At 35.6% G+C, this 13,090-nt stretch carries 10 protein-coding genes; 7 read left to right on the forward strand and 3 right to left on the reverse strand.

Annotation, left to right across the window (positions count from 1 at the left end; all coding sequences use genetic code 11):
* Window positions 1-297: 297 nt before the first annotated feature.
* Both DX009_RS08140 and DX009_RS08145 read left to right on the forward strand, forming a co-directional pair.
* A complete protein-coding gene (locus DX009_RS08140; RefSeq protein ID WP_115083645.1) occupies window positions 298-1,089 on the forward strand; it encodes a hypothetical protein in 792 nt (263 codons plus the stop codon).
* Window positions 1,090-1,721: 632 nt separating this feature from the next.
* Window positions 1,722-3,146: an aspartate ammonia-lyase gene (locus DX009_RS08145; RefSeq protein ID WP_006044301.1), complete on the forward strand. Its 1,425-nt coding sequence runs from the start codon at window positions 1,722-1,724 to the stop codon at window positions 3,144-3,146.
* Between the two features lie 255 nt (window positions 3,147-3,401).
* On the opposite strand, the gene DX009_RS08150 is transcribed toward DX009_RS08145, so the two are convergent.
* The 3 genes from DX009_RS08150 to DX009_RS08160 all read right to left on the reverse strand — a co-directional run bounded on the left by DX009_RS08150 (window position 3,402) and on the right by DX009_RS08160 (window position 7,026).
* The gene (locus DX009_RS08150) at window positions 3,402-4,328 is read right to left on the reverse strand and encodes a redoxin domain-containing protein (protein ID WP_115083841.1); all 927 of its coding nucleotides are present in this window, start codon (window positions 4,326-4,328) and stop codon (window positions 3,402-3,404) included.
* Window positions 4,329-4,356: 28 nt separating this feature from the next.
* On the reverse strand, window positions 4,357-6,075 hold the full coding sequence (locus DX009_RS08155; RefSeq protein WP_115083646.1) for an ABC transporter ATP-binding protein: 1,719 nt from the start codon (window positions 6,073-6,075) through the stop codon (window positions 4,357-4,359).
* Between the two features lie 63 nt (window positions 6,076-6,138).
* Window positions 6,139-7,026: an NAD kinase gene (locus DX009_RS08160; RefSeq protein ID WP_115083647.1), complete on the reverse strand. Its 888-nt coding sequence runs from the start codon at window positions 7,024-7,026 to the stop codon at window positions 6,139-6,141.
* A 232-nt stretch (window positions 7,027-7,258) separates the two neighbouring features.
* Between DX009_RS08160 and DX009_RS08165 the strand changes: the two genes are divergently transcribed.
* The 5 genes from DX009_RS08165 to DX009_RS08185 all read left to right on the forward strand — a co-directional run bounded on the left by DX009_RS08165 (window position 7,259) and on the right by DX009_RS08185 (window position 13,090).
* Window positions 7,259-7,828, forward strand: a complete 570-nt coding sequence (locus DX009_RS08165) for a DJ-1 family glyoxalase III (RefSeq protein ID WP_115083648.1) — start codon at window positions 7,259-7,261, stop codon at window positions 7,826-7,828.
* Between the two features lie 22 nt (window positions 7,829-7,850).
* Complete coding sequence (locus tag DX009_RS08170; protein WP_115083649.1) at window positions 7,851-8,537, forward strand: 2-C-methyl-D-erythritol 4-phosphate cytidylyltransferase; 687 nt, start codon at window positions 7,851-7,853, stop codon at window positions 8,535-8,537.
* Between the two features lie 9 nt (window positions 8,538-8,546).
* Window positions 8,547-10,643, forward strand: a complete 2,097-nt coding sequence (gene recG, locus DX009_RS08175; RefSeq protein WP_115083650.1) for an ATP-dependent DNA helicase RecG — start codon at window positions 8,547-8,549, stop codon at window positions 10,641-10,643.
* Between the two features lie 264 nt (window positions 10,644-10,907).
* Entirely contained in the window at window positions 10,908-11,909 is a 1,002-nt protein-coding gene (locus tag DX009_RS08180) for a peptidoglycan DD-metalloendopeptidase family protein (RefSeq protein WP_115083651.1), read from the forward strand.
* 467 nt (window positions 11,910-12,376) lie between these two features.
* Window positions 12,377-13,090 carry a hypothetical protein gene (locus DX009_RS08185; protein WP_115083652.1) on the forward strand — a complete coding sequence of 238 codons (714 nt, stop codon included), beginning with the start codon at window positions 12,377-12,379 and terminating at the stop codon, window positions 13,088-13,090.

A 13,090-nucleotide genomic window follows, 5' to 3' on the forward strand; every position in this document is an offset into this window, starting at 1 on the left:
TCTATTCGTTTTCTATTGAACCTATCTTCGGTGCACTTATATCAAGTTCAGAACATTTACCGTCATTTCACAACTAATGGTCTTTGTTAAGAAATTTATTACATTATTTACTGGTTAAGAATATGTTAAACAAATCAAAATTGAAGTATAAAAATTTGTTATAACCTAAAACTTTGTTTAATTTTGCAAATGTAGAAAAGTAAGCATATACACTTTCATTTATATCTATTTGTCAATAAATTTTTTAGTTCGTGGGAGAAGCCCACATATATCGTATTACTTAAACATTTCAAAATTATGAGAAAACTATTATTCTTTGCTCTCGCAGCAATCTTTAGTATTCAAACCCAAGCACAAAGTGCTCCAACTATCATTAAAGAACAACCAGCAGGTACTGCCGTAAACTACAAACGCATTAGTGGCTATATGCTTGCTATTAGGAAGAACAAAGAGACGCAACAAGCTGAAATCACTACTTACGACCTTGCGCAATTAGCAGAAAATAAAGAAGGCGTAGGCGATTTAGTTGTTGTTACAGATGCTGATGGTAAAACAGTTTACATAAAATATGCCTTGTCGTATGCAACATGTCTTAAGGGTGATAAGCTCAACGCATGGATAAAAGGCACAAAAGAAGGTAACACCATAACTATCCCTTCTGGGCAATTTTTAATATACGGAAAGGCTGACGATGGCGAATATGGATTGCAAGTAGGTTACATGGAATTGATTGACGGAAAGTTTACACCCGTAGATGGCGATATTAAATACATTATTGACGGTTATACCATTAAACTCGATGACACAATGGTTCAGAAAGACGAAGCAGGGAATGCCAAAATTAAGATTCTTGCAGGCTATTGGAGCGACAATAGACTCTTCTTCTGTGGTGATGCACTCACCGTAGGAACAAACGACCCTGCAGGTGTTAAATCAGTAGTAACAGATACGAACAAAGACGTTGTAAACGAAACTTATTTTGACCTTTCTGGTCGCAAATTGTCTAAAATTGGTAGAGGCTTAACCATTAAAACCGTTAGATATACAGACGGAACAACAAAGTCTGTGAAAGTAGTTAATACAAAATAAAACATATACCCAACCAAAAAGTAGCCTTTTAAAAAGGCACATCGCATAAGCATCTCTCTGTGGGGAGATGCTTTTCTCGCATACAGTTCATTATTGTAAATCGCATTATAAAAGAAACTGAGAAACACTATATTTTTCGTAACAGATATCTACTTTTATAATACACAACCAATTCTGCATATATCTATAGCACTGATTTTACTTTTTGATAATAAAAATGGTATTAACATTAAGCAAAGATTAAAATATATTTGCATACCATCTGAAATACATACACGTACAAAATAAAACAAATAATTATCAAAACTATATATTATGTTCACATTCTGTTGTTTATCAAGCAGTAAACATATTAGTTAAATATTGCTAACATTAAAATGTTTCATTATAAAACTTCCCACACCAACTAATAATTTGGTACATTTGCATTGCCGAGCGAAGAAAAGTTAGATAGGCTGTAATTACACATTATTGGCTACGACATCTAACAAAGAACCTGGCAAAGAGGATAGAATTGCGAAAAGCTCAAAGTATAGCTAAGAATATTTCTACAATGTATTTAGAGATTTTTCAAATATTCTCTCAGAACTAACATAAACATAACATTCAATTAACAAAAGTTGCATATAAAAATGGCAAACGAAACAAACAACAAAAACTTCCGTATTGAAAGCGACCTTTTAGGCGAACTTCAAGTACCAGCAAACGCATACTACGGCGTGCAAACACAACGTGCAGTAAATAACTATCATATCTCTGGAAAGAGAATGTGCGACTATCCAGACTACGTTATCGCAATGGCATACGTTAAACTAGCAGCTGTTGAAACAAACCGAGAGTTAGGCGAAATTAACAACGAAATTTGTGATGCAATGGCACAGGCGTGTCGCGAAATTATAGATGGAAAGTTCCACGAAGATTTTGTTACCGATATGGTACAAGGTGGTGCAGGTACATCTGTAAATATGAATGCAAACGAAGTTATAGCCAACCGTGCATGCGAGATACTTGGTCATAATAAAGGCGAATTTAAATATTGTGCACCTAACGACCACGCTAACTGCGGTCAATCTACTAACGATGCATACCCAACAGCTATACATGTAGCTTTGCTTCGTATGAACAAAACATTAGTAGAGAAACTCGCAAAGCTTATAGCATCTTTCCGTAAAAAGGCTGAAGAGTTTAAGCACGATATAAAAATGGGACGTACACAGCTACAAGATGCTGTTCCTATGACAAGTGGACAAGAATTTAATGCGTTTGCCAATCTGCTCGAAGCCGAAATAGAGAATTTAAACAAGAGTGCCGATATGTTCCTCGAAATAAATATGGGTGGAACAGCTATTGGTACAGGCTTAAATGCTGCACCAGGTTTCCCTAAAGTGTGTGCAAAGAAGTTAAGCGAACTTACTGGTATGGAGTTTAAAGCAAGTGAAGACCTTATAGCTGCAACCCCAGATACTACCGATTTAGTACAATACAGTAGTGCTATGAAGCGTTTGGCTATAAAACTTTCTAAGATTTGTAACGACCTCCGTCTTATGGCATCTGGTCCACGTTGTGGTCTTCACGAAATCAATCTTCCTCCAATGGCTCCAGGTTCAAGTATTATGCCAGGCAAGGTAAACCCTGTTATCCCAGAAGTTACAAATCAAACTTGCTTCAAAGTTATTGGTAACGATACAACGGTTATGCTTGCTGCCGAAGCTGGTCAATTGCAATTGAATGTAATGGAACCAATTATTATGCAGTGCCTAGTAGAAGATATTACCTGGTTAGGCGAAGCTTTCGATACCCTTAGAGAGAAATGTATAGATGGTATTACTTTAAACCGCGAACACAATGCAGAGATGGTAAAACATTCTATAGGTATTGTTACAGCACTTAATCCATACATTGGTTATAAGAACAGTACTAAGATTGCTAAAAAAGCACTCGAAACTGGCGGTTCTGTATACAATATAGTACTCGAAGAGGGTGTTCTTACAAAAGAGCAACTCGACAAAATACTTTCTCCAGAACACATGCTCGACTCAGAAGAGAAAGTAAAATAAGATAGATTTCTTATATACACAAAAAGCTCTGTACATTGCAGTACAGAGCTTTTTGTGTATATATCATACCTTACTTTTACAATATATTATAGAACCTATTAACGCTCTGTAGAAAAGAAGGTAAACTATTGGGCTTTTCTCTGCTATATAAAGGAACAACTGCCGCATATCTTGATACCAATCCTCTAAATAACAGAGAAAAGTCATATTAGTATTTCAAATTAAGGTTTCACTATTCTATTTTTTACAACAGAATTACTTTTTAGGACCTTTATAATATGGATTAAACTCTACTACTATCGTTGTTTTTTCCTTTACCGGACGATTTTTCTTTAAAGCAGGTGTCCACTTTGGCATGTGTTCTACTAACCTAATAGCCTCTTTACGGAAATGTTCATTAGCAGCCGCTATTACTTCGTTCTGCTTATCTTTACTTAATTTATCGAATTTAGGACTATTCGCCTTCAGTCCCGTAACATTTAAGACACGTGCGCCAGTAATAGCTCCGTCCATTTCAACACTAAACAACACTTCAACCTTAGCTTCGACACGCATCTTACGTGTTTGTAATGTGTAAAGCTGGTGTTCTTTCAAATATTGTTCCATTGCTTCATTACCACCAACATACGCAGGCATAACATCTGCAGAAGACATTTTTAGTTTGGTCTTTAATCTTTCTAACGTTGCACGCAATTTTTCTATTTCAACAGTACCAAGTACTATTTTTCCATTTGGGTCTATAAGATACATCGTAGGAATCCAATCTATATGGTATAAGCGGTCTATTTTTGTTTCTTTTTTCCACTTCTTCAGTTCGCTCACTTGTGTCCAATTCATTTGATATTTATCCCAATATGTATTCACCCACGCATCTTTATTTGTATCGAAAGATATACCTATGATACGCACATTATAATCCATAAAGTCATTCCAAAGCTGTTTCATTGCTGGAATATCTTTTCTACAATCAGGACACCACGAAGCCCAAAAGTCTAAAATAACGTAGTTTCCCCTAAACTCGCTAAGTTTTATTTCTTTCTCGTCGGCTGTACGCAATGTAAATTCAGGCGCAACAGTGCCATTTTTCAATAGGTTTGTGGCATACTTACTATCTAAATCTTGTGCCACAACAGTAGCGAAAGTCGCTAAAAGAAGCATAGTTGATAGAATAATTCTTTTCATTTCCGTTTTTCTTTTATTGTTATATATGTCAATTAGAGTTTCCATTTACTTTCTCCTTAATATACTCTCTACACGAATGTCGTTTCTTTATTTCTATAGTCTGGTCGCAATATTCCATCACTGCAGGTCTATGCGTTATAAATATAATTGTTTTATTTCGTTTCGATAGAATATTTTGCAACAGATTTCGCTCTGTATCAGGGTCAAGTGCAGATGTTGCCTCATCAAACAGCATTATACTACGATTACGCAACAATGCTCTTGCAATAGAAATACGTTGAGCTTGCCCTTCGCTAAGTCCCCCACCTTGTTCCGTACATTGTGTATTTAGCCCATCGGGAAGTTCAAACACAAAGTCAGCACAACTTAGTTTGAGTGCTTCCATCATTTCATCGTCTGTAGCATCTAGTTTTCCTAAACGAAGATTGTCGCGAATAGAGCCACTCATAAGCGTATTTCCTTGTGGTACATATACAAAGTTTGTACGCAAAAGTGGGTTTAGTTCATAGCTTTCCTTTTCGTTATATATTTCAACTTTCCCGCTATTAGGTTGCAAAAGAGCCAAAATCATACGCACCATAGTAGTCTTTCCTGCTCCAGTTTCACCTAAAATGGCAGTACAAGAAGTAGGATAGAAATCAAAAGTAAGGTGTTCTATTACATTATCTTCCGAATCATCGTATGCAAAAGCTACATCTATGAAACGTACGCCACATGGTGTTTTCAGCTCAATAGGCTCTCCTTGTTCTTCTAATGGATTTTCTTCTAACTCCATCAATCGTTCTGCCGCAGTGAAAACCGACACAAATTGAGGCGCAAGATGTGTAAGTTGGCGTGCTGGATTTTGTATTTTGTTTACCAATTGCAAGAAGGCAGTCATACCACCAAAGGTTAATGTGCCTCCCGAAAGTCTAACAGCTGCCCAAGTAAAAGCTATAAGATAGCCAATAGAAAAGCCAAGATTAAGCACTAAATAAGAAAATACCGAGAATTTTGTACGCTTCACAACATTACTTCGCAATACACTTTGTGTGTCTTCTAACCTATCAACAGCAGCACTATCGCCTTCTAAAGTTTTAATAAGTAGTCTATGTTGAATAGTTTCTTGCAATATACTTTGAACCTTTGAGTCAGATGTTCGAACTTCACTTGTTAGATGACGCATTTGCCGTACATATACACGACTAAAGAGAATAAAGATAGGAATCATAATAACAATAACAATTGCCAAACGCCAATCCATCATAAACAAGTAGCCAAATGCTCCTACAAAGAGTGCTAAAGTGGAAAGTGAGTTTGGAATAACCTCAGTCAAGAAGTTTACTACATTGGTTACATCTGTTTCTAATCTATTTAGCACATCTCCTGAATGGTGCGTTTCTTTTCCATTCCATTTTGAGCGTAAGATACGGTCGAGTAACTTTTGCTGCATTTTATTCTGAGCCTTAATTCCCAAAATATTCCGTATCCAAACCGAAGCTATATTTAGTGCAAAGTTACACAAAATAAGTCCACCCATAATAAGTACAGCAATAATTATGTTTCCTTCTGTTTCGTGAGATGCAACATCTATAGCGTGTTGTACTGCCCATACTGATGATAACGATACTACAACACCAAAAAGACCAACCATGGCATTAAGCACAGCCTGCAAACGGTTTCCACGCCATGCACGCCAAAGCCAAAGAAAAATTTCTTTTGCACCATATTTGGTTTTCGGAGCATTGAAAAAAACTTTTATTCCCATTACTTTGGAGACTCTTTTCTGTATTTTACCTTTCCATACGTTCCATACGGTTCGCTTTCTATGTTATTTTCTCAAATCAGCACCCCACATAAGTTTAGTTCGCAATGTAGAAAAATAACTATAATTGCGGCATTTTACTATTCGTGTTACAAAAGAAGCTTTCTTTATTGTCAATATGGTCCCTTCTTTAAGTTTTACCGAACGCCCATCAATTGCTACCAAATAGTTATGGCTACGACTTTCTACTTTTAAACGCACTATAACATTATTGTTGAACACTATCGGACGAATATTTAAACTATGTGGTGCAACTGGTGTTAAACATAAAATATCACCTCGAGGAACAATAATAGGACCGCCATTCGATAAAGAATAAGCAGTTGAGCCTGTTGGTGTACTTATTATTAAACCATCTGCCTGATATGTTACTAAATATTCATCGTCTATATTGGTATGAATTGTTATCATCGAGGCATTATCACGCTTTAATATGGATATATCGTTCAAAGCATAAGGACTTGTTTCTATAACCTCGTTCTCCGATTCTATTTTTATAACAGAACGCTCATCAATATCAAAAGCACCTCTATATATAGCATCTAAGACTTCTTTAATTTCACCTGGCAACACATTAGCAAGAAAGCCTAAACGTCCCATATTCACTCCAATAATAGGTATTTGTTTCTCCCCCACCTTACTAGCCACTCTAAGAAAAGTACCATCGCCTCCTAAAGAGATTGCATAATCTGTATTAAAATTATCGTCCGTAATCACTCCCGAAACTAGTTCTCGTTTAACAAAATCTTTACAAAGGTTCTCATAAAGATGTTCCTCCACAAAGATTCGAGCATTATGCTTGGTAAGATAAGCAAATACTTCTTTTATATAATCGGCTTCAAGTGTTTGTTTATTATTCCCGAAGATTGCGAAACTAAGTTCTTTTCTTATCATAAATTTTATGTCTAAAGTTATATTCCACCATCAAAAACAGTGCATAACTAATCTTTTCTCCTCCGTCTTTGCCAAATTGTGAATAATATCGTATATTTGCAAGCGTATTTTTTAGGAGACGAGACCTATTGTTGAATGTCTTTTGGGTTATTTCAAAAAGACTTAATCAATACTTTTCTTTTGCAAAAATAACAAAATAAGATGGAATTTTAAAGGTTTAAATAAAAAATATATGGCAAAAGCATACGAATTTCTAGCTAATGGCTTTGAAGATATAGAAGCATTGGCACCAGTAGATATACTTCGAAGAGGTGGTGTTGAAGTAAAAACAGTTAGCATTTCCAATAATTTAATGGTAGAATCGGCAAATGGAATTACTGTAAAAGCCGATCTCTTATTCGATGAGGTTAATGATTTCTCAGATGCAGACATTCTTATGTTACCAGGTGGAATGCCTGGAGCTGCTAACTTAAACCTACACGAAGGTTTGCGTAAATTACTCGTCAAACAGAACGAAAATGGTAAACGTTTGGGAGCAATTTGTGCCGCTCCTATGGTGTTAGGGTCTGTTGGAGTGTTAAAAGGGAAACGTGCAACTTGCTATCCTGGCTTTGAAAAGCGACTAACTGGCGCAGAATATACTGGAGAGCTTTGCACAATAGATGGGAATATTACTACGGGTAAAGGACCAGCTGCAGCTTTTATTTATGGTTTTACTCTTTTGGAACAGCTCACATCTATAGCTATTGCAAAAGAGGTGAAAGATAGTATGTTGATTCCTGAACTAATAAAACTTCATTAAATAACTTTCTATTGAATAAACAATGAATTATATTGTTATAGTTGCAGGTGGTAAAGGACAACGAATGGGAAATGAAGTCCCCAAACAGTTTCTTCTCATAGGCAAAAAGCCAATATTAATGCATACTATCGAACGCTTCCACGAGTACGATAAAACTTTAAAAATTATTCTTGTACTTCCCGAAGAACAACAAAACTTGTGGAAAGAACTATGCAGCAAATATTCTTTTACCATCGAACATCAAATTGTTAATGGTGGTACCACACGTTTCGAATCTTCTCTCAATGGTTTATCACAAATTCCAGAAGGAAACGATGGTCTTGTAGGTATTCACGATGGTGTACGCCCATTTGTTTCGGTAAATACTATTAAACGATGTTACGATGAAGCACAACTAACCTGTGCAGCTATTCCTGTAATGCCCCTAACCGAAAGTTTACGTATTGTAGAAAAGAACGGAAACTCAAAAAGTGTAGAACGAGCCAATTATTACAATGTACAAACGCCACAAGTGTTCAATATTATGATGGCAAAAATGGCATTTGCACAACCCTATCAAGAGTCTTTTACAGACGATGCTACTGTTATGGAACAATTTGGTTGCAAAATATCGTTAGTAGAAGGAAACCAAGAGAATATTAAGATAACAACACCGTTAGACCTAAAGTTAGCAGAAATACTTATTAACGAGAAACAACCAAAAGATTAACACGCCTGAATGGATATACTCCAACAAGACATAATGTATCTCACGGGGGTAGGCCCACATCGCAAAGAGATTCTAAAAAAAGAACTTGGTATCTCTACATATAGCGATTTGTTAGAATACTATCCATATAAATATGTAGATCGCACAAAGATTTATCTCATTTCGGAGCTTAGTGCTAATATGCCATACGTACAAATTAAAGGACATATCCTAAGCTTCGAAGAATTTGATATGGGACGACGAAAAAAACGTATAGTTGCACACTTCACTGATGGGCACGGTGTCTGCGATCTTGTATGGTTTAATGGCTCACAATATATATATAAAAACTACTTCATTGAGAAAGAATACGTAATATTCGGAAAACCCTCTATCTACAATCAACGATTTCAATTTACACATCCTGATATAGACGACGCTTCAGAGTTGCAACTCAACAATATGGGAATGCAACCTTTTTATAACACTACAGAAAAAATGAAGAAAGCGGGAATAACCTCGCATACCATAGAAAAATTAACCAAAACTCTTATAGAAAAACTGGTAGAACCATTACCAGAAACATTACCTAATTTCATTACTCAACGTTTGCATCTTATATCGCGTAACGATGCCTTACGTAAAATTCACTACCCAGCCTCTATCGATGACACACAACGAGCGCAAGTTCGTTTAAAATTTGAAGAACTATTCTACGTACAGCTAAATATATTACGATATGCAAGCGATCAACGTAGAAAATATCGTGGCTACTATTTCAAAACTATTGGTAAACAATTCAACTGGTTCTATACGCATAATTTACCTTTCGAACTAACCAATGCTCAAAAACGTGTAATAAAAGAAATTCGTGCTGATATGGGAAGCGGAAAACAAATGAACCGCTTGCTACAAGGCGATGTTGGTTCTGGAAAAACACTTGTCGCACTTATGTCTATGCTTATTGCTGTAGACAATGGTTTCCAAACTTGCCTTATGGCTCCCACAGAAATTCTTGCTGAACAACATCTGCAAACCTTAAAAGAATTCTTACACGGAATGAATTTGCGTATCGAATTGCTAACTGGTATCGTGAAAGGCAAAAAACGTAAAGAAGTAACAGACGGACTTATTGATGGTTCTATCCATATTGTTGTGGGAACTCACGCTATTATTGAAGATAAAATACAATTCAACAATTTAGGTTTGGCTGTAATAGACGAACAACATCGCTTTGGTGTTGCACAACGTGCAAAATTATGGAAGAAAAACGAAAATCCACCACATATTCTTGTTATGACCGCTACACCTATTCCACGTACTTTAGCAATGACAATATACGGCGATTTAGATGTAAGCGTAATAGACGAATTGCCTCCCGGAAGAAAACCCATTCAAACCATTCATAAATTCGACACACAAACAACCAGCCTCTACGATGGTATACGCAAACAAATAAACTTAGGACGTCAGGTTTATATAGTATTCCCATTAATCAAGGAAAGCGAAAAAATAGATCTTAAAAATCTCGAAAGTGGATACGAAGCTCTAAAGGAGGTATTCCCTGAATTTAAAATGAGCAAAATCCATGGTCAAATGAAAGATAAAGAAAAAGAAGCCGAAATGAAACTCTTTGTAGAAGGACAAACACAAATACTTGTGGCTACTACCGTTATAGAAGTTGGTGTGAATGTTCCTAATGCAAGCGTAATGGTTATTTTAGATGCTCAACGCTTTGGACTATCGCAACTACACCAATTACGAGGGAGAGTGGGCAGAGGTGCTGAACAAAGTTTCTGTATATTGGTAACCAATCATAAACTTACTACTGAAACACGAAGACGAATTGATATTATGTGCAATACAAACGATGGTTTTGAAATAGCAGAAGCCGATTTAAAACTTCGTGGTCCAGGCGATCTTGAAGGCACACAACAAAGTGGAATTGCATTCGATTTAAAAATAGCAGATATCGCACGAGACGGACAATTAGTACAACTTGCACGAGATGAAGCCAAGAAAATAATAGACAACGACCCTACTTGCTCGAAAAGTGAATATAATTTACTTTGGAATAGGCTCAAAGAGTTAAGAAATGCTAATATAAATTGGGGTGCCATATCGTAAATTCAAATAAGAATAAGGCGTATAATAGCCTTATTAAGGGCGTCAAAGATAAATATACAAATATATAGCGATAAAAGAAAGGTAGCATTCTAATACAATAAAAACTGTTAAGGGAGTAACGTTTTTATTAGAAAATACCTATCTTTGCAACGTTCTTAATTCATTCAGTTGGACTTTTGTATTGTCCAACTACCAAAGAACAACATTTTGGAAACCCAACGGTTAATCCATTTGAATTATAACCGAATCTGAAAAGAGAAAATAATGACTTTAAAAAGAATAGTTAAAACATTAGGTTTGTCGGCTTTATTAGGTTTCGTTGTTACGCCAATTTGTGCGCAAGACCTAATTGCTCGTCAATCTCCTGTAGACCGTCGTGCTAAATCGTTAGACACAATGGTAATTAATCGCTTACAAGAAGCAGAAGAAGTAGAAAATCCATCATCAATGTTATACAACGATTGGAGCAATTCACGAACACATGCACAAGGATCTTTGCCAGAAGTTTATAAAATAGACCTACGTGGTTTCCACATGCCTACTCCAAGTAGAGTTGTAACAAGCAATTATGGTCGTCGTTGGGGACGTGCGCATAAAGGATTAGACATTAAAGTTTATATTGGCGATACTATTCGTGCTGCTTTTTCTGGAAAAGTTCGCATTGTGGGATACGATGCAAGAGGCTACGGAAAATATGTAGTTATACGTCATAACAATGGTTTGGAAACTTATTACGGACACCTTTCAAAGCAAATGGTCTACGCAAACCAAACAGTTAGAGCCGGAGAACCTATTGCTTTAGGTGGAAATACGGGACGTTCTACTGGTTCTCACTTACATTTCGAAACACGTTTAGCTGGTGTAGCCATTAATCCTGCTTTATTATTCGATTTCCCACACCAAGATGTTACTGGCGACTTCTATGTTTTTCATAGACAAACTTTAGATAACGAGTCGGCTCGTGCTACAGCTCTTCGTGGTAAAGATGCAAGTCCTGGATATTCGCGCGAAAATATTCAAGGAAAGGGGCATACACGATACTCGTTTAACGAAAATAGTATGCCAAATACCGATTATTCTGCTCGTCGCAATTCGGCTGCACAGCAAACAAATAGTAGCCAAATTCTCTACCACAAAGTAACAGAAGGCGAAACACTCGAATCAATTGCTCGCCAACATGGTATAAGTAAAGACCAATTGTGCAAACTTAACCACTTGGGAGTTTATACAAAACTCGTACAAGGACAGATTTTAAGATACAGCTAAGCTGTAAAAACAATAAATTTACATAACTAACAAGAGGATATATCCAATGGGGCGATATATCCTCTTGTTGTTTTTAAAAAATATTTTCATACTCTCCCCTATTTCTACAAAGCAAAAAAATATAAGTTTAAAAATAAAGCAAAACGTAATATTTAAAAAGACACAACTTGTTTTTGCCACACGCTTCAAATCTTATTATAAACCACAAGAAATATAATAAGAAAAAAAATTTTTCTTATTAGAAAATTAAATTTCATAATAATATTTTCCTCCTACTGTTATTACATTCTGTCTTTCTGCCGTATAGAATGCAAATAATACACTATAAAATCATCACATTCAGAATGCACAACTAACGAATATTAAACATACACAGAATGTTTTATTATGTTAAAAAAGAAAAAAACGCACAAACTGTTTTTTTTATTTATACCTTTGCTATATAAATAACAACCAAAACAAACAATATGCGATATAAATTTATTCTATTCCTACTTTTGACATTAAAAAGCATAAGTATATTTTCGCAAGAAAATACCAATTATTGGTATAATGGCATAGCATACACCGACAGTACAAAATTAACTTCTGGTGTTCCTTACCTTACAATTGCCTTAACTAAAGAAGGAGAACAAATGCCCAAAGCTATTACAGTTTCAAATTCTTTAGGTGCTTTTTCTTTCTATGGAGTTCCTATGGATATATTTAAGAATTATACCATTTCGGTTATCGAAGGAAATTCAGAAGCTGCAAGTTATTTATGTAACAAGTTTAATGAGAAACCTGAATTTGTAGGCAATATTAATGCCCATTTCAAATACATTCCCACCGAGAAAACATATTCTGAAACAATTCTAATCCCAACAAAAGAAGATGCAAAACTCTTGTTGTTAGACTTTCTTAAAAAGAAATTAGAAATAGAATATGAAGACAGGGTGCTGTTTCCCAAAGCATCTGATTCGCCTTATAAAGTTTTTGCAAACAATACGGAAATACCTAATGAAAAGATAGATATGATTCTGCAACAAGTACCTATGGAAATGATAAAACAAATAACGGTGATAAACTATAAAAAGCCTAACAAATATTTTTCAGGGGTAATTAATATCAGATTCACTGTTGGCGATGAACCAACAATAGACAAGGAAACTCAATTATTCTCATTACCAAAAATAAAATAA

It is taken from the genome of Prevotella pallens, assembly GCF_900454935.1.
Lineage (GTDB): Bacteria > Bacteroidota > Bacteroidia > Bacteroidales > Bacteroidaceae > Prevotella > Prevotella pallens.

Excerpts from the sequence above, each read along its gene's own strand:
- DX009_RS08140 (WP_115083645.1), top strand. The coding sequence starts at position 298 with ATGAGAAAACTATTATTCTTTGCTCTCGCAGCAATCTTTAGTATTCAA.
- DX009_RS08145 (WP_006044301.1), top strand. The coding sequence starts at position 1,722 with ATGGCAAACGAAACAAACAACAAAAACTTCCGTATTGAAAGCGACCTT.
- DX009_RS08150 (WP_115083841.1), bottom strand. The coding sequence starts at position 4,328 with ATGAAAAGAATTATTCTATCAACTATGCTTCTTTTAGCGACTTTCGCT.
- DX009_RS08155 (WP_115083646.1), bottom strand. The coding sequence starts at position 6,075 with ATGGGAATAAAAGTTTTTTTCAATGCTCCGAAAACCAAATATGGTGCA.
- DX009_RS08160 (WP_115083647.1), bottom strand. The coding sequence starts at position 7,026 with ATGATAAGAAAAGAACTTAGTTTCGCAATCTTCGGGAATAATAAACAA.
- DX009_RS08165 (WP_115083648.1), top strand. The coding sequence starts at position 7,259 with ATGGCAAAAGCATACGAATTTCTAGCTAATGGCTTTGAAGATATAGAA.
- DX009_RS08170 (WP_115083649.1), top strand. The coding sequence starts at position 7,851 with ATGAATTATATTGTTATAGTTGCAGGTGGTAAAGGACAACGAATGGGA.
- recG (WP_115083650.1), top strand. The coding sequence starts at position 8,547 with ATGGATATACTCCAACAAGACATAATGTATCTCACGGGGGTAGGCCCA.
- DX009_RS08180 (WP_115083651.1), top strand. The coding sequence starts at position 10,908 with ATGACTTTAAAAAGAATAGTTAAAACATTAGGTTTGTCGGCTTTATTA.
- DX009_RS08185 (WP_115083652.1), top strand. The coding sequence starts at position 12,377 with ATGCGATATAAATTTATTCTATTCCTACTTTTGACATTAAAAAGCATA.